The organism is Nonomuraea sp. NPDC052634, assembly GCF_040678535.1.
In the GTDB taxonomy this organism is placed as follows: domain Bacteria; phylum Actinomycetota; class Actinomycetes; order Streptosporangiales; family Streptosporangiaceae; genus Nonomuraea; species Nonomuraea fastidiosa.
On the sequence record NZ_JBFATY010000005.1, the window covers coordinates 41,859 to 58,000 of the forward strand.

Consider the following 16,142-nt stretch of genomic DNA (forward strand, 5'->3'; position numbering starts at 1 on the left):
GCTGCGTCGTCCGTGGTGTCGTCCGCGCCCCTGTGCCGTCACGCCGGCCGTTCGAGTAGACCGGCGACGTCGCCGTCATGTGACGCGGCGACGCGAAGCAGCGCGACCATCTGGTCGACCAGCAGCTTCTCCAGGGTCGGCCGGTCGATGTCGCGATGCTCGAGCCAGTCGAGCCCGGCGGTCTCGACGGAGGCGATCCACGACCTCAGCGTCGTGCGCAGCACCGGGCTGGGCTCCTCGACGCCCATCTGCTTCTGGATGAGGAGGAAGAGCCGCCGGCGCACGCCGTCGACGATCTCGCCCACCTCGCCCGTCCTGTTGGCCGGGCCGCCGCGCAGCAGCGCCGCGAAGCCCGCCGCGTGCTCCTCGACGAAGTCGAAATAGCGCTTGAGCCCGGAGGTCAGCTCATCGAGCGGCCTGCCGCCCTCCTGCGGCTGAAGCCGGGACTCCAGCTGCTCCGCCGCGCTTCTCAGTGCGGCCACGTAGAGCTCCTGCTTGCCACCGAAGTAGTGGTAGACCAGGGCCCGCGAAGCCCCCGCCTTCGAGGCGACGTCATCGATCGACACGTCTTCCGCGTCACGGGTGGAGAACAACTCCAGCGCCGCCGCCATCAGCTCTTCCCTGCGGCGGTCCACACTGAGCCTGCGCCGAGCCGGTCGCGCCGTCTCGGCTGACTTCCCGGGTGTCACATCTGCACAGTATCCGACCGGTCAGGGCTGTCTTCCCCCATGGCGGGCGCCGGAACGCGGGCCGCCGGGCGACTCGATTACGGCAATCCGTGACGCAAGCCGTACCCTGCGGTCAACTCGATCGTTTGGTCAGACAGGTGCCCATATCCGCATCGCGGGGGAGACACATGTCAGGACCGCCCGTCAACACTTCCACCGTCACTGAGCTAAGAGAGGTAGACGCGCTGCCTCGGCCCAGACCGACCATCCGTAATGTCGCTGAACGAGCCGGCGTGTCCAAATCGCTGGTCTCACTCGTGCTGCGCGGCTCCCCGCACGTGAGCGAGCACCGCCGCCAGGCCGTGCTACAGGCGGCCCGCGAGCTTGGCTACCGGCCCAACGCGGTCGCGCGGAGCCTGGTCGAAGGACGTACACATCTGGTGGGCGCGCTCGTCGCCGACCTGCACAACCCGTTCTACGCGGAGTTCCTCGACGGCCTGCAGGAAAGCCTGCACGGCGACGGGCTGCGCATGCTGATCGGAAACAGCCAATGGGACCCCGCGTTCGAGGACGAGGCCGTCGAGGCCTTCCTGGAGCTCCGGGTCGACGGGCTGGTCCTGCTCGGCATCGCCCCGACCAGCGAGACGCTGATCGAGGCCACCTCCTACACCCCCACCGTGGTCGTGGGAGAGCGCGACATCCAGCTCGACGGCGTCGACATCGTGGTCGACGACGACCAGCACGGCGCGCGGCTGGCCATCGACCACCTGGTCGAGCTGGGCCACAAGCGCATCGCGCACATCGAAGGCCGGCGGGCGTCGCGCTGCGAGGGCTACCTCGTGGCGATGCGCAGGCACTCGCTGGCGCCGTACATCATGGTCGAGGCCGCGGAGTCCACGGAGGACGGCGGCAGGGACGCGGCGGTGGCGCTGCTCACCCGCGACCCCAGGCCCACGGCGATCTTCGCCGCCAACGACACGGTCGCGCTCGGCGTGCTCTCCGCCGCGAGAGAGCTGGGCCTGCGCGTCCCCGAGGACCTCTCCGTCGTCGGCTACGACAACACCCACCTGTCGGCGTCCCGGCACATCTCACTCACCTCGGTCGACCAGCCTCGCCGCACCATGGGCAGGTCGGCGGCCGCGCTGCTGAGCGACAGGATCGGCGACCCCGGCAAGGGCTCACGCCTGCGGGAGGTGCACCCCGAGCTGATCGTCCGGCGGACCACGGGACCCGCCTGAGAGCCTCAAAACCGGGTCAAGCCGTGTGGCGTTGCCGCCACACGGCGGTTTACTCGGCAGGGTCATGCTAGGAGTGGCCGGATCCGATCCGGCCACGGTCTGATCCGGGGGAACAGCTATGCGTGATCCGGAACTGGTGTCCTGCGCCCAGCGCGCCGCGGCTGAGCTCGAACGCGCCTGGGGGCAGTGGCGCGCGGGCAGAGGACGGGGCACCGACGGCGCCGCCGAGTCGGTCGCCAGCTACGTCGCCCACTCGCTCGACCATCCGTGGGGCCGTCCCCGCGTCGTCCTCGGCCTCGACGCCGAGGACGCGCGGGAGCTGGCCGCCCTGCTCGAACGTCAGGAGGCCGGGGAACGCGTCTGGTGAGGACGTACGGCGTGCGGCGCTCGCAAGCGGCACGCCACGCTAGGCATTTGTCGAGATCGAGTGCGTAGATTGCCGTAAGTTGGACGGCATGCGTGCTCTACCAGCCACAGTCCTCGCCGTCTGCGGCCTGATCGCCTCCGCGTGTGGCGGCACCGGCACCGGTGACGCCGCGGCAGGTCAGGCCGCCCCAGCGACCGCGGCGGGGCAGGCGGCGGCCACAGCGCCCACCAAGGAAGGGCCCGCCAAGGAAGGGCCCGCCAAGGAAGGGCCCGCACAGGAAGCACCTGCGAAAGAGGCGCCCGCGAAGGACGCGCCGCCCAAGGCCAAGCCGCTCGAGGGCAAGGTCGTCGTCATCGACCCCGGCCACAACGGCGGCAACTGGCGCGCACCCAAGGCCATCAACCGCAAGGTCAACGTGCTGACCCAGATGAAGGCCTGCGACACCACCGGCACGTCCACCAACGACGGCTACAGCGAGGCCGCCTTCACCTGGGACGTCTCCAAGCGCCTCACCAAGATCCTGGAGAGCCGCGGCGCGACGGTGAAGCTGACCAGGAGCGGCAACGACGGCGTGGGGCCGTGCATCACCGAGCGGGCCGCGATCGGCAACAAGGCCAAGGCCGACGCCGCGATCTCCGTGCACGCCGACGGCTCCGCACCGGCCAACCGCGGCTTCCACGTCATCATGCCGAAGAAGATCAACGGGCCGGTCGACAAGGTCGTCGGCGCCTCCAGCAGGCTGGGCGTGGCCGTGCGCGACGCCTTCCGCAAGGGCACGGGGCTGCCGTACTCGACCTACATCGGGCGCAAGGCCCTCGACTACCGCAGCGACCTGGGCGGGCTCAACCTGTCGACGGTGCCGAAGATCTTCGTGGAGTGCGGGAACATGCGCAACGCCACCGAGGCCGCCAAGTTCCGCGACCCGAAGTTCCGGCAGAAGATCGCTGTGGCGCTGGCCAACGGATTGCAGCACTATCTGCAAGCATGATTCCTCGCCCAGAGCTGCTTCGTGACCTTTCCTCCTCCTTCGAGCTGACGCCGTCGCCCACGGTCTCCGGCGACTTCATCGCCTCCGTACGCGCGGCGCTGGCCGGGCTGGACCCGCTGCCCGGCGACAACGGCGAGATCGACGTGCGCCGCGACCCGGCGCTGAGCGAGGAGGCGTACCGGCTGACGGTCGGCTCGCGGGGCGTGGAGATCGTCGCGGGCGGCCCCGCGGGCGCGTTCTACGCCGCGCAGTCGCTGCGCCAGCTCCTGCCGCCGGCCTCCTACCGGTTCTCGTCCGGCGCCGCCTGGCCGGTGCGCGGGGTGCGGATCGAGGACGCGCCCCGCTTCGCCTGGCGGGGCCTGCACTTCGACGTGGCCCGCCACTTCTTCCCCAAGCGCGAGGTGCTGCGGCTGATCGACCTCATGGCGGTGCACAAGCTCAACCGGCTGCACCTGCACCTGGCCGACGACCAGGGGTGGCGGGTGGAGAGCCGGGCCTACCCGCTGCTGCACGAGGTCGCCTCGCACCGGCCGCGCACGGCTATCAACCACCACCGCGAGCCGGACGCGTACGACGAGGTGCCGCACGGCGGCTACTACACCCTCGACGACCTGGCCGAGATGGCCGCCTACGCGCGCTCGCGGCACGTGACGATCGTGCCGGAGATCGACGTGCCCGGCCACGCGTCGGCGATCCTGGCCGCCTACCCGGAGTTGGGGGCCACCGGCGAGCGGCACGACGTGCTGGACCGGTGGGGCATCTCCCCCGCCATCCTGTCGCCGCTGCCGAAGACCGTGGAGTTCCTGACCACGATCTTCGACGAGCTGCTCGGCGCGCTGGGCGAGACCCCCTACGTGCACATCGGCGGCGACGAAGTGGTGCTGGACCGGTGGGCGGCGTCGCCGGAGATCACCGCGTACCGGGAGTCGCTCGGGCTCGGCTCCGTGGCGGAGCTGCAGGCGCACTTCCTACGCCGGCTGGCCGACGTGCTGGCCGAGCGGGGCGCGCGGGCCGTGGTGTGGGACGAGGCGTTCGTCAGCGGCGAGCTGCGCAAGGACACGATCGTCATGCCGTGGCGGGGCATGAACGTGGGCCGCAGGGCCGCCGCGGCCGGTCACGACGTGGTGGCAACGCCGGTGTTCCCGCTCTACTTCGACTACGCCGAGGCCGGCTCGCCCGACGAGCCGATGGCGATCGGCGACGCGATCACCGTGGCGGACGTGGCGGCGTTCGAGCCCGCGCCTGCGGACTGGAGCGAGGAGGAGCGGGCGCGGGTCATCGGCGTGCAGGCCCAGCTCTGGACCGAGCGGGTGCCCGACCCGAGGACGGCCGACTACCGCATGTGGCCGCGCGCCTGCGCGCTCGCGGAGGTGGCCTGGGCGGGACGGGCCCGCGACGACTTCGACGGCCGGCTGGCCGGGCACCTGGCGCGGCTGGACGCGCTCGGCGTGGAGTACCGGCCGGCGGCCGGGCCGCGCCCGTGGCAGCGCCGCCGTCCGCACCGGCCGAGCGCCGTGCGGGTCACCGAGGTGATGGCCCGCATCGACGCCATGACGCACGACGCCGCATCCACCAGGCCCAGTATTTGAGCGCCGCATCTGATCTAGAACGAGAACGCGGGGCGGTCGTTGAGTATGCGCTGCCACAGCAGGTGGTGCTGCCAGCGGCCGTCGATCTCCAGATAGTCGGGCGCGGTGCCGTACGGCTCGAAGCCGCTCTTGCGCAGCACGCTCTGCGAGGCGGCGTTGTCGAGCAGCGTGCCCGCCGCGACGCGGTGCAGGCCGATCTCCTCGTCGGCCAGCCGGCACACCTCGCGTACGGCGGCCGTGGCGATGCCGCGGCCGTTGTACGCGGCATCGACCCAGTAGCCGAGGTCGGCGCTGAGCCAGGGGCCGCGCACGATGTTGCTCAGCGTCATGCGGCCGACCACGCGCTCGCCGTCGAGCAGCAGCCAGGGCACCGCCTGGCCCCTCTCGCACGCCTGGAGCTGGCCCTTGAGCCCCTCGGCCTGCGCTTTGAGGGTGTAGAACGCCTCGGAGCGGCGCGGCTCCCAGCGCTTGAGGTGGTCGCGGTTGCGGGTGTAGGCGTCGAGCAGCGCCTCGGCGTCCCGCTCGGTCGCCAGGCGCATGACCACGCCGCCGGGAAGGGTCACGGGTCGGATCACTCGCCCCACCTTAGAGGAGCCGCCGCTCTAGCGGAGACCCGATCACTTTCGAGGGGACGCCGGCCACTTTGGACGCCGGTCACTTTGGACGCCTGCCACTTTGAGGGGACGCCGGTCACGCCGTACGGCCGATGGCCTCCGTGATCGAGGTGAGCCCGTGGCGGCGGACCCGGCGCAGCAGCCGCCGGTGGATGTGGGAGGCCCACAGCGGGCCGCCGTAGATCCAGCCCGTGTACGCCTGGACGAGCGTCGCGCCCGCGAGGATGCGCTCCCAGACGTCGTCGACGTCCTCGACGCCGCCGACCGAGATCAGCGTGATCCGGTCGCCGACCTTGGCGCGCAGCCGCCGCAGCACCTCGAGCGAGCGCTCCTTGAGCGGGCGGCCGGACAGCCCGCCGCGCTCGCCGTCGTGCTTGATCGTGGTGTTGGTGGCGATGATGCCGTCGAGCCCGAGCTCCATGGCCAGCTCGGCGACCGCGTCGACGTCCTCGTCGGCCAGGTCGGGCGCGATCTTGACGAGCAGCGGCGTACGGCGCGGCGTCGAGTCGCAGACCTCCTTGACCGCGGTGAGCAACGGCCGCAGGAGGGAGACCGCCTGAAGGTCGCGCAGCCCGGGCGTGTTGGGCGAGCTGACGTTCACCACCAGGTAGTCGGCGAGCGGGGCCAGCTCCTTGGCGCTCGCGACGTAGTCGGCGGCGGCGCCCGACTCCGGGACCACCTTGGTCTTGCCGATGTTGACCCCGACCACGACAGGGACGCCGCGCGGGCGGCGCAGCCTGCGGGCCGCGGCGTGGGCGCCCGCGTTGTTGAAGCCCATCCGGTTGATCAGCGCCCGCTCGCGGAAGCGGCGGAACAGGCGGGGCCGCGGGTTGCCCGGCTGGCCGTGCGCGGTGACGGTGCCCACCTCGACGTGGCTGAAGCCGAGCGCGGCGATGGCCTCGGCGCACACGGCGTCCTTGTCGAAACCGGCGGCGAGACCCAGCGGCCCGGGGAAGTGCACGCCGAACGCGCTCACGCGCAGGGCCGGGTCGTGCGGCGCGTACGCCCGGTGCAGCAGCCGCTTCAGCAGCGGCAGCCGGGCGAGGAGCGCGAGTGCGCTCACGGTGAGTCGGTGCACGGCCTCGGCGTCGAAACGCCGCAAGACCTGCGTGAACACGAGGCGATACATCACGCGTCAGGCTACCAAGCCGGCCTCGTGGGCGATGATCGCGGCCTGTACGCGGTTGCGCACGTCGAGCCGGGTGAGGATCGCGCTCACGTACGCCTTGACCGTGCCCTCCACGATGTGCAGCTCACGCGCGATCTCCGCGTTGGACAGCCCGGCCCCGAGCAGCGCCAGCACCTCGCGCTCCCGCTCGGTGAGCTGCTCGATGCGGTCGCGCGCCGCCGCGCCACGCGCCATGCGCCCGCCGGACAACTGCGCGATCACCCGCTGGGCGACCTTCGGCGACAGGTACGCCGCCCCGTCGGCCACCGCGTGGATGCCGGCCAGCAGCTCGCGCGGGTCGCCCGACTTGAGCAGGAACCCGCCGGCCCCCACGTCGAGCGCCTTGGCGATGTAGTCGTCCTCGCCGAACGTGGTGAGCATCACCACCGCCGTGCCCGGCGCCGCCCTGCGGATCTCCGCGGCGGCGGCCAGGCCGTCGAGGCGCGGCATGCGGATGTCGAGGAGCGCGACGTCGGGATGGTGGCTGATGGCCAGATCGACCGCCTGCCTGCCGTCGCCCGCCTCGGCCACGACGTTCAGCTCGGGGTCTGATTCGAGGATCGCCCTGACCCCCGCTCTGATCATGGCCTCGTCGTCGGCCAGGAGTATGCGGATCACGCCCTCTATAGTGACCGCATGGCGCAGGTGAAGGTGTACGGCCGCAGGGACGTCTGGGCCGACCGGCGGCGCGAGCTCTCCGACCTCATCCAGGCGAGCCTGGTGAGCGCGTGGGGTCTGCCCGAGGACAAGCGGTTCCACCGCTTCCTGCTGCTCGACGCCGACGACTTCATCTGCCCGCAGCGCAGTGAGCGTTATCTCATCATCGAGATCATCTGCTTCTCCGGGCGCAGCGACGCCGCCAAGAAGGCGCTGATTCGCGAGATCTACGACAGGTCGGGGTACGATCCCCAGGACGTCGAGATCACGATCATCGAGATGCCTCCGCAGAACTGGGGCATCCGCGGCGTTCCCGCCGATGAGCTCGCGCTGCCGTACAAGGTGGAGGTCTGAGGTCAGGGGCAGGTACGCCCGGGCGGTATGGTCCGACACATGAGCACTCACTATGACGTCGTCGTACTCGGCGCGGGTCCTGGAGGGTATACGGCCGCCGTCCGCGCCGCCCAGCTCGGACTGCGCACCGCGGTCGTCGAGGAGAAGTACTGGGGTGGCGTCTGCCTGAACGTGGGCTGCATCCCGTCCAAGGCGCTGCTGCGCAACGCCGAGCTTGCCCACATCTTCAAGAACGAGGCCAAGACCTTCGGCATCAACGGCGAGGTCACCTTCGACTACAGCGCGGCCTTCCAGCGCAGCCGCAAGGTGGCCGACGGGCGGGTCAAGGGCGTTCACTACCTGATGAAGAAGAACGCCATCACCGAGTACAACGGGCGCGGCACGTTCCTGGACCCCAACACGCTCCAGGTCAACGGCGAGACCATCACGTTCTCTCACTGCATCATCGCCGCCGGCGCCACCACCCGGCTGATCCCGGGCACGCAGCTTTCCGAGCGTGTGGTGACGTACGAGGAGCAGATCCTCTCCGAGGAGCTGCCGAGCAGCATCATCATCGCGGGCGCCGGCGCGATCGGCGTCGAGTTCGCGTACGTGCTGCACAACTACGGCGTCAAGGTGACGATCGTCGAGTTCCTCGACCGCATCGTGCCGCTGGAGGACGAGGAGGTCTCGGCCGAGCTGGCCAAGCGCTACAAGCGGCTCGGCATCGAGGTGATGACCTCCACCCGCGTCGACTCCATCGAGGACACCGGCTCCTCCGTCAAGGTCACCGTCACCCGCGGCGACCAGACGCAGGTGCTCGAGGCCGACAAGGTGATGCAGGCCATCGGGTTCCAGCCGCGGGTCGAGGGCTACGGCCTGGAGAAGACCGGCGTCGAGCTGACCGAGCGCGGCGCGATCGCCGTCGACGGCCGCTGCCGGACCAGCGTGCCGCACATCTTCGCCATCGGCGACGTCACCGCCAAGCTGATGCTGGCGCACGCCGCCGAGTCGATGGGCATCATCGCCGCCGAGACCATCGCGAACGCCGAGACCATGGAGCTCGACTACGTGATGATCCCGCGCGCGACCTACTGCCAGCCGCAGGTGGCGAGCTTCGGCTACACCGAGAAGCAGGCCCGCGAGAAGGGCTTCGACGTGAAGGTGGCGAAGTTCCCGTTCACCGCCAACGGCAAGTCCCACGGCCTCGGCGACACCACCGGCTTCGTGAAGATCATCAGTGACAACACCCACGGCGAGCTGCTCGGCGCCCACATGATCGGGCCCGAGGTCACCGAGCTGCTGCCCGAGCTCACGCTGGCGCAGCAGTGGGACCTGACCGTGCACGAGGTGGCGCGCAACGTCCACGCGCACCCGACGCTCGGCGAGGCCGTCAAGGAGGCCATCCACGGGCTCGCCGGCCACATGATCAACATGTGAGCACCCGGTTTCCCTGACGCACACGCGTCTTCCCTGCGTCACAGCCGTCTGTTCGATGTCTTCGATGTCACAGCCGTCTGTCCGATGTCGCAGCAGTCTGTTCGATGTCACAGCCGCGACCGGCTCGGCCTGCGTCCCCCGGGCCGGCTGGTGCGGCCGGGTCACCCGCGAGAGGCGCGCTTCGCCCGTCTCGTGGGTGGCTTACGGGGGTGTGACCGGCTGCAGACTTTAAGCATCGCTGGGGATGTCCCGAGCCGGGGCGTGGAAGTGTGCATCCATGGGGGTCCCCGCGAGGCGCCTGCCGGTGTCCGAGGCGCGCCGGGCGCAGATCACGTCCGCCACGATCACGGTGCTGGCGCGTCGGGGGTACGCGGGCACCAGCTTCGAGGCCATCTGCCGGCAGGCCGGGCTCAGCAGCAAGCGGCTCATCTCGTACCACTTCGCCGACAAGGAGGAGCTGCTCGCGACTGTGGCGCGGGTGGTGCGGGAAGAGGAGGCGGCTTTCGTACGGCGGGCGGTCGAGGCCGCCGGCGCCTCCGACTTCGCGGCTCGGCTGGCGGCGTACATCCGGGCGCGGCTCGACTTCGCCGCCGCGCGGCCCGAGCACGTACGGGCGCTGCGGCAGATCGTCTGCAACACCCGTGAGGCGGCCTCCGACGGCTTTCCCGCCGGGCTGTTCTCGGAGGGGCAGCGTGAGGGGGCGTTCGGTGCGTTCGACGCCGAGGTGATGAGCACCGCGCTCCGCGCCTCCATCGAGGCCCTGGCCCTGTCGGACGATCCCCGTCGCGTAGCGGACGACCTGGTACGGCTCTTCGAGCGCGCTACACGTCTCTGAGGGGCCTTACAACACTCCTGACAGCACTTCCAGATCTTCACATTTCACCCTCCACCCCGACCGGCCCAAGCCCTCTGACGGCCCGTACCAGCACCCCTGACAGCACTTCTCACCAGATCTTCACATTCCACTGAGAAATATCTGAGGATCCCCCGAGACCGTGGTATCGACGAAGACCCCTCGTACCGGACGGTGGTCCCCGCACATGACCTCAACCACTCCTCGAACGACCGCACGGTCCAGCCACCGCCGCGGGCCCGTCGGCGCCGCGGCGCTGCGGCTCGGGCTGCTCGCCCTCGTCGCGATCGGCATCGTGGGCGCCGCGCTCGAGCTGGCCTTCGAGCGGCACTGGCAGAGCCCCGTCCAGCTGATCCCGTGGGTGGCCATAGCGCTGCTCGCGGTCGCGCTGCTCATGCTCGCCGTGCGCGACGCGGGTCCGGCGCTCACGGTGGTGCGCGTGCTCGCCGTGATCGTGCTGCTGGCCTCGGCGTACGGCGTCCTCATGCACGTGGTGGCCAACCACGGCATGGGCGCGATGGATCCCGATTGGGACTCGATGTCGCCGCTCGCCCAGTGGTGGTCGGCGCTGACCAAGTCGGTCGGCGGCGCGCCGCCGCTCGCGCCCGGCATGCTCGCCCAGGCCGCGCTGCTCCTGCTGCTGGCCAGCGTGACGCCGAAGCGCAAGGAGCCGCTGGCCTGACCTAGGGGCACCAGCGGTGACCGGCCCAATGGGTGGGGGGCCGGTCACCGCCGTCCCATGCCCGGGTCCCGGCCGCCCCGCGCCTCCCCGAGGCGCCGTCTCAGCCCCCGTGCGGGCCGGAGCGCAGTCGTTCCGGCAGGGCGAAGACCGACTTCAGCCGCCGCTCGTCCGGCACCGCCGCCCGCCGGTCGGGGTCGATGAGGAAGGCCGGGATCCCGTGCCGCTCGGGCCCGGCGAAGTCGGGTTCGTAGGTGTCGCCTACGAAGACCGCCGATGACGCCTCGATGCCCAGCGTGTCGAGCGCGGCGGCGTAGATGCGGGGGTGCGGCTTGCGCCAGCCGACCTCGACGGAGGTGACGACCGCGTCGAACGCCTCCAGCACCCCCATCGCGGCCAGGTGCCCCGGCACGAGCGACGGCGTGTGCGTGTTGGTCACGACGGCGAGCCGGTGCCCCGCCGCCAGCTCGCCCAGCAGGTCGGCGAGGCCGGGCAGGTAGCGCACGCCGGTGTTCCACTCGGCCAGGTAGCGGGTGACGAACTCCTCCACCTCTCCGTCGCGCGGCGCGCGCCCCAGCGCCTCGCCCAGGTACGCCGCGCCGCACTCGGTCATCGAGAACTCGCTGTCGTCGGCGTCGCTGCGCCGGTCGAAGGCCGCCGACGTGCGCGACCATCCGTCCAGGAACTCCTCGTACGACAGGGTCGCGCCGAGTTCGCGCAGCAGCGCGTACGAGGAGTCGTAGCCCTGCTCGGTGCGGCTCGGCGAGTAGTCGACGAGCGTGCCGAAGAAGTCGAAGAGGATGTGGGTGCGCGGCATACGTCTCATACTGCCCGTCCCCGCCCGATTCCCCTCGCGGCTGTCATTTTCACGACATGTCGTCATTTGACCAGGCGGTTTGCGCCCTGCGGACCGCCGGGATCCTCCATTCTCATGAGCGGGTAAAGCCGCACGAAAGATCGGTTTTTTCATGAGATGGATCCCACTCTTCGCCGCCACCGGCGTGGGCCTGGCGCTGCTTGCGGCTCCGGCCCAGGCCGCGGAGCCCGGCCCTGAGGCCGGCGGGGAGCTGCACCGGGTCACGTTGATCACCGGTGACGTGGTCACCGTACAGGAATTCGCGGGCGGAAAGCGCGCCGCGACCGTGCACCCCGCCAAGGGCCGTGAGGATGTCAGGTTCTTCACCCGCGAGGAGGACGGCGAATTAGTCGTCACGCCCGCCGACATGGTGCCCTACCTGTCGCGCGGATTGGTGGACGAGCGGCTGTTCTCCGTCAGCGACCTCATCGAGCAGGGCTATGACGACGACAGCAGCGACGTGCTGCCGCTCATCCTGTCCTACCAGGACAAGGGCGCGAAGGGCGTCACGCTGCGCAGCGTCAACGCGACCACGATGCGCGCCGAGAAGGACGACCTGCCCACGCTGTTCAGCGCGTCGTCGAGCGAGCCCAGGCTGCGCGATGGGCTCGCCAAGGTGTGGCTCGACGGCAAGGTGCACGCGACGCTGGAGAACAGCGTCCCGCAGGTGGGCGCGCCGCAGGCTTGGCAGGACGGGTACGACGGCAGCGGCGTGAAGGTCGCCGTGCTGGACACCGGCATCGACGAGAACCATCCCGACGTCGCCGGCAAGATCGCCGAGGCCAGGAACTTCACCGCGGACCCTTCGGTGAAGGACGAGCACGGCCACGGCACCCACGTCGCCGCGACCGTGGCGGGCACCGGCGCCGCCTCCGGCGGGCAGCGCAAGGGCGTGGCCCCGGGTGCGCAGCTCGTCATCGGCAAGGTGCTCAACAGCCAGGGCAGCGGCACCGAGTCGGAGGTGCTGGCCGGCATGGAGTGGGCGGCGCGGGAGAGCGGCGCCGACATCGTCAGCATGAGCCTCGGCGGCGACCCGACCGACGGCACCGACCCGCTGAGCGTCGCCGTCGACACGCTCACCGAACAGACCGGCACCCTGTTCGTCATCGCGGCGGGCAACGCGGGCGACGAGTACACCGTCGGCTCCCCCGGCGCGGCCACCTCCGCGCTGACCGTCGGCGCCGTGGACGGCAACGACCAGCTCGCCCCGTTCTCCAGCAGGGGCCCGCGCCTCGACGAGGCCATCAAGCCGGACATCACCGCGCCCGGCGTGAACATCACCGCCGCCAGGGCCGAGGGCACGATGATGGGCAACCCGCTGGACGACCGCTACACCCGGTCGAGCGGCACCTCCATGGCCACGCCGCACGTGGCGGGCGCGGCGGCGATCCTCGCCCAGCGGCACCCGGACTGGACGGCCGGGCAGCTCAAGGACGCGCTGGTCTCGACGGCCAAGACGATCGACGGGCAGACCCCGTACGAGCAGGGCGGCGGCCGCCTCGACGTGGCCCGCGCGCTGCGCCAGACCGTCACCGCCACCTCCTCGCTCAGCCTCGGCGTGTTCGAGGACGGCGCCACCGGCACCCCCTCCGGCACCATCACCTACACCAACTCGGGCGACTCCCCCGTCACGCTGACGCTCACGCCGACGCTGTCCAACCTGGACGGCGACGCACCCGGTGAGGGCGCGCTGACCCTGTCGGCCGCCTCCGTCACCGTCGAGCCGGGCCAGAGCGCCACCGTGGACGTCCAGGTGGACCTGACCAAGCTGGTCCACGGCCGGCACGCCGGCTACGTCACCGCGACCACCGCGGACGGCTCCGCGTTCGCGCACACCACGCTCGCGCTGACCACCCGCGGCAAGATGCACAAGGTGCACTTCACCGGGATCGAACGCGACGGCTCGCCCGCCCGCGTCCCCGTGATCATGATGCAGAGCGCGTCCAGCAGGGACGACGCGTTCGGCTACATCCTGGACGAGGAGGCGGGCTGGACCGTCGAGGTCCCCGAGGGCGTCTACCACACGCAGGCCGTCATGGGCGAGTCGCACGACGAGCTGCCCGTCGACTCCCTGATCCTCTTCCCCGAGCTGAAGGTGGACCGGGACCTGGAGGTCGTGCTCGACGCCAGGAAGGCCGTGCCGATCGAGATCAGGACCTCGCAGCCGGTGATGCAGGACGGCATCGCCACCTACTTCACCTACCGCACGATCGGCAACAGAAGGCTCGCCTTCGGCGCGATGAACTTCCCCTCCGTCGAGGCCCTGGCCGTCACCCCGACCGCCCAGGTGCAGGAGGGCACGTTCGAGTTCTCCTCCCGCTGGCAGCTCGCCGCGCCCCGGGTGACCGTCAAGGTCGGCCGCGACACCCTGCTGGTCCGTCCGACGATCAGGTCGCCCGAGATCTCCGGCACCAAGCGCTGGAAGCTCGCCGACGGCGACGCGGACGGCAAGCTGAAGGGCAAGATCGCCGTCATCACCAGCAAGGAGCAGGGCGACTGGAACAGCAAGTTCGACGGCCTCAAGGAGCGCGGCGCGGCCGCGGTGATCGTGGTCGGCCCCGACGGCTCGCCGATGTGGCAGCCGTGGCAGCCGACCGGCGACCGTGACCCGCTGCCCGCCCTGATGATCACGCATGATCGCGGCCAGGTGCTGCTCGACCGCCTGCGCAAGGGCGGCGGCACGGTGGAGGTGACCGGCCGGTTCCAGACCCCGTACCTGTACGAGGTCATGCAGGTCTCCTCCGGCCGGGTGCCCGAGAAGATCGTGCACGACGTGAACTGGCGCAACACCGCCCTGGTCGACTCCCACTACCCGGCGACCGGCAGCGATCGGTACGCCAAGGACCAGCGCTTCGGCTGGCGGCCCTGGCAGATCTACAGCCTGGACGCCCAGATGGAGACGCAGCGCGTCCTGCCGACCGCCAACCGCAGGGCCGAGTACGTCAGCTCCGGCGACACTCAGTGGCAGCACATCGTGCAGCACATGCACACCTGGGAGTCCAACTCGCGGCTGCGCGGCGGCCTGACCGACGGGCCGCGCTCGTACCGGGCGGGTGAGACGGTCAAGGAGCGGTGGTTCGCCCCCGTCGTCCGGCCGGCCGTGACGAGCGCCACCCGTACGGGCGACGTGCTCGCGATCCAGGTGCCCGAGTTCGTGGACGCCGACGGCCACACCGGCTACGCCGGCGGCAGCGACACCACGGACACCGTCAAGGCCCGCTTCTACCGCGACGGCAAGCTGGTGGAGGAGCGCGACTCGCTGCGCGGCACGTTCACCGCGGCCGAGCGGGACGCCGAGTACCGCATGGAGCTGTCCACCGCCCGCACGTCGGAGACCTGGCGCTACGCCACCGCCACCGAGTCGGCGTGGACGTTCAGGTCGGCCCGCACGCAGGGCACTCAGGCGCTGCCGCTGCTCGGCGTGGACTACGACATCCCCGCCGACCTCGAAGGCAGGGTGCCGAAGGGGCTCCCCGTGCCGCTCGGCTTCACCGCCAAGGGGGCGAAGACCTTCAAGGCCGAGCTGTCGTACGACGACGGCAAGACCTGGAAGCCCATCCCGGTGCTGCCGCTCGGCCAGGGCCGCTACACCGCCCTCGTCGGGCACAAGAAGACCGAGACCGGCGTGTCCCTGCGGGTCACCGTGACGGGTGACAAGGGCAGCCGGTTCGAGCAGACCGTGACCAGGGCGTACGGCGTGCGCTGACCGGTCACAACCAGCGCTCGCGGGCCGCATGCCAGGCAAGTTGCATCCTGGTCTGCGCGCCCGCGAGCCGCATCAGGTGGTAGACGCGGCGCTGCACCGTACGGAGGCTGAGCCCGAGCTGGCTCGCGATCGTCTTCTCCGGCACGCCCGCCACCAGCAGCGACAGCAGGTAGAGCTCGTCGGCGTCCAGCGGGCATGACCCGGTGTCGGCCACCTGGCCGTCCTCGGAGAACCTGATGGGCGTCGCCCGCTCCCACTGCGCCTCGAACAGCGCGATCAGCGCCTCCAGCAGGCTGCTCTCCCTGACCAGCGCGGCCGTCAGCTCGGCGATCCCGCCGACGTGCTGCACCAGCGGCAGCAGCGCCGTCTCCCGGTCCACGATCATCATCCGCACCGGCAGCGCCCGCACGGCGCGGGCCTGCTCGCCGAGCTTGATGCCGTACGCGACGTTCTCCACCATGCCGGGCTCCTCCAGCAGGGCCCGCTCGTAGATGACGCGGTAGCTCACGCCCCGGCCGAGCGCCTCCAGCTCCTCGTCGTTGTCCTGCGACGGCATCACCACGTGACCGGCGCGGCAGAAGTACAGCACCTCATCGCGCGCGCGGTCCTGCAGGTGGCGCACCTGCTCGCGCAGCGCGGCCCGGCTCGGCAGCACCTCGATCAGCCGGTGCGCGTCCCGCCTGCGCACGCTCGCCCGGTACTCCTCAGAGAGCTGCTCGACCGCCTGGCGGGCCCAGTCGATGGCCTCCTGGCCGCGTACGAGCCGCGGGCCGAGCGCCACGTCCGGCGCCACCGGCGCGTACCTGCCCGCCGCCACCTCCCTGACCAGCCCCTGCTCGCGCATCCCGGCCAGCGCCTTGGCCGCCTCGTCGTCGCTGATGCCCAGCTCGGCGGCCAGCCCGGCGACGTCGCCCTCCCCCGCTCGTACGAGTGCCCGGTAGGCCCGCTCCTCCGTTTCGTCCAGTCCCGCAGCCTCCAGCATGCGC

Annotated in this window: 15 protein-coding genes; 9 read left to right on the forward strand and 6 right to left on the reverse strand. The window is 71.0% G+C overall.

What is annotated here, in order from left to right:
- Positions 1-38: 38 nt before the first annotated feature.
- Positions 39-635, reverse strand: coding sequence for a TetR/AcrR family transcriptional regulator (locus AB0K67_RS22625; RefSeq protein WP_364063383.1), 597 nt, complete (start codon positions 633-635; stop codon positions 39-41).
- Between the two features lie 221 nt (positions 636-856).
- Between AB0K67_RS22625 and AB0K67_RS22630 the strand changes: the two genes are divergently transcribed.
- From AB0K67_RS22630 to AB0K67_RS22645, 4 genes are all read left to right on the forward strand, one after another.
- The gene (locus AB0K67_RS22630; RefSeq protein ID WP_364063385.1) at positions 857-1,906 is read left to right on the forward strand and encodes a LacI family DNA-binding transcriptional regulator; all 1,050 of its coding nucleotides are present in this window, start codon (positions 857-859) and stop codon (positions 1,904-1,906) included.
- 118 nt (positions 1,907-2,024) lie between these two features.
- Positions 2,025-2,273 carry a hypothetical protein gene (locus AB0K67_RS22635; RefSeq protein ID WP_364063388.1) on the forward strand — a complete coding sequence of 83 codons (249 nt, stop codon included), beginning with the start codon at positions 2,025-2,027 and terminating at the stop codon, positions 2,271-2,273.
- An 88-nt stretch (positions 2,274-2,361) separates the two neighbouring features.
- Complete coding sequence (locus AB0K67_RS22640) at positions 2,362-3,261, forward strand: N-acetylmuramoyl-L-alanine amidase (protein WP_364063391.1); 900 nt, start codon at positions 2,362-2,364, stop codon at positions 3,259-3,261.
- Positions 3,258-4,850, forward strand: a complete 1,593-nt coding sequence (locus tag AB0K67_RS22645) for a beta-N-acetylhexosaminidase (RefSeq protein WP_364063393.1) — start codon at positions 3,258-3,260, stop codon at positions 4,848-4,850. Before AB0K67_RS22640 ends, AB0K67_RS22645 begins: the two co-directional genes overlap by 4 nt.
- A 14-nt stretch (positions 4,851-4,864) precedes the next feature.
- On the opposite strand, the gene AB0K67_RS22650 is transcribed toward AB0K67_RS22645, so the two are convergent.
- The 3 genes from AB0K67_RS22650 to AB0K67_RS22660 all read right to left on the reverse strand — a co-directional run bounded on the left by AB0K67_RS22650 (position 4,865) and on the right by AB0K67_RS22660 (position 7,250).
- Positions 4,865-5,425 carry a GNAT family N-acetyltransferase gene (locus AB0K67_RS22650; protein ID WP_364063396.1) on the reverse strand — a complete coding sequence of 187 codons (561 nt, stop codon included), beginning with the start codon at positions 5,423-5,425 and terminating at the stop codon, positions 4,865-4,867.
- 115 nt (positions 5,426-5,540) lie between these two features.
- Positions 5,541-6,593 (reverse strand): quinone-dependent dihydroorotate dehydrogenase, encoded by a 1,053-nt coding sequence (locus tag AB0K67_RS22655; RefSeq protein ID WP_364063398.1) that lies wholly within the window; start codon positions 6,591-6,593, stop codon positions 5,541-5,543.
- A 6-nt stretch (positions 6,594-6,599) separates the two neighbouring features.
- Positions 6,600-7,250, reverse strand: coding sequence for a response regulator transcription factor (locus AB0K67_RS22660; protein ID WP_364063401.1), 651 nt, complete (start codon positions 7,248-7,250; stop codon positions 6,600-6,602).
- A gap of 18 nt (positions 7,251-7,268) precedes the next feature.
- Between AB0K67_RS22660 and AB0K67_RS22665 the strand changes: the two genes are divergently transcribed.
- From AB0K67_RS22665 to AB0K67_RS22680, 4 genes are all read left to right on the forward strand, one after another.
- Positions 7,269-7,643, forward strand: a complete 375-nt coding sequence (locus tag AB0K67_RS22665; protein ID WP_364063403.1) for a tautomerase family protein — start codon at positions 7,269-7,271, stop codon at positions 7,641-7,643.
- A gap of 39 nt (positions 7,644-7,682) precedes the next feature.
- Complete coding sequence (gene lpdA / locus AB0K67_RS22670) at positions 7,683-9,062, forward strand: dihydrolipoyl dehydrogenase (RefSeq protein ID WP_364063406.1); 1,380 nt, start codon at positions 7,683-7,685, stop codon at positions 9,060-9,062.
- Between the two features lie 304 nt (positions 9,063-9,366).
- Positions 9,367-9,897: a TetR family transcriptional regulator gene (locus AB0K67_RS22675; protein ID WP_364063409.1), complete on the forward strand. Its 531-nt coding sequence runs from the start codon at positions 9,367-9,369 to the stop codon at positions 9,895-9,897.
- A 205-nt stretch (positions 9,898-10,102) separates the two neighbouring features.
- Positions 10,103-10,597 carry a hypothetical protein gene (locus AB0K67_RS22680; protein WP_364063412.1) on the forward strand — a complete coding sequence of 165 codons (495 nt, stop codon included), beginning with the start codon at positions 10,103-10,105 and terminating at the stop codon, positions 10,595-10,597.
- 100 nt (positions 10,598-10,697) lie between these two features.
- Here AB0K67_RS22680 and AB0K67_RS22685 read toward each other — a convergent pair whose 3' ends face one another.
- On the reverse strand, positions 10,698-11,411 hold the full coding sequence (locus AB0K67_RS22685) for an HAD family hydrolase (RefSeq protein ID WP_364063415.1): 714 nt from the start codon (positions 11,409-11,411) through the stop codon (positions 10,698-10,700).
- 151 nt (positions 11,412-11,562) lie between these two features.
- Here AB0K67_RS22685 and AB0K67_RS22690 point away from each other — a divergent pair, with 151 nt between their 5' ends.
- On the forward strand, positions 11,563-15,156 hold the full coding sequence (locus AB0K67_RS22690; RefSeq protein WP_364063418.1) for a S8 family serine peptidase: 3,594 nt from the start codon (positions 11,563-11,565) through the stop codon (positions 15,154-15,156).
- 4 nt (positions 15,157-15,160) lie between these two features.
- On the opposite strand, the gene AB0K67_RS22695 is transcribed toward AB0K67_RS22690, so the two are convergent.
- Positions 15,161-16,138, reverse strand: a complete 978-nt coding sequence (locus AB0K67_RS22695; RefSeq protein ID WP_364063420.1) for a helix-turn-helix domain-containing protein — start codon at positions 16,136-16,138, stop codon at positions 15,161-15,163.
- Positions 16,139-16,142 lie beyond the last annotated feature (4 nt).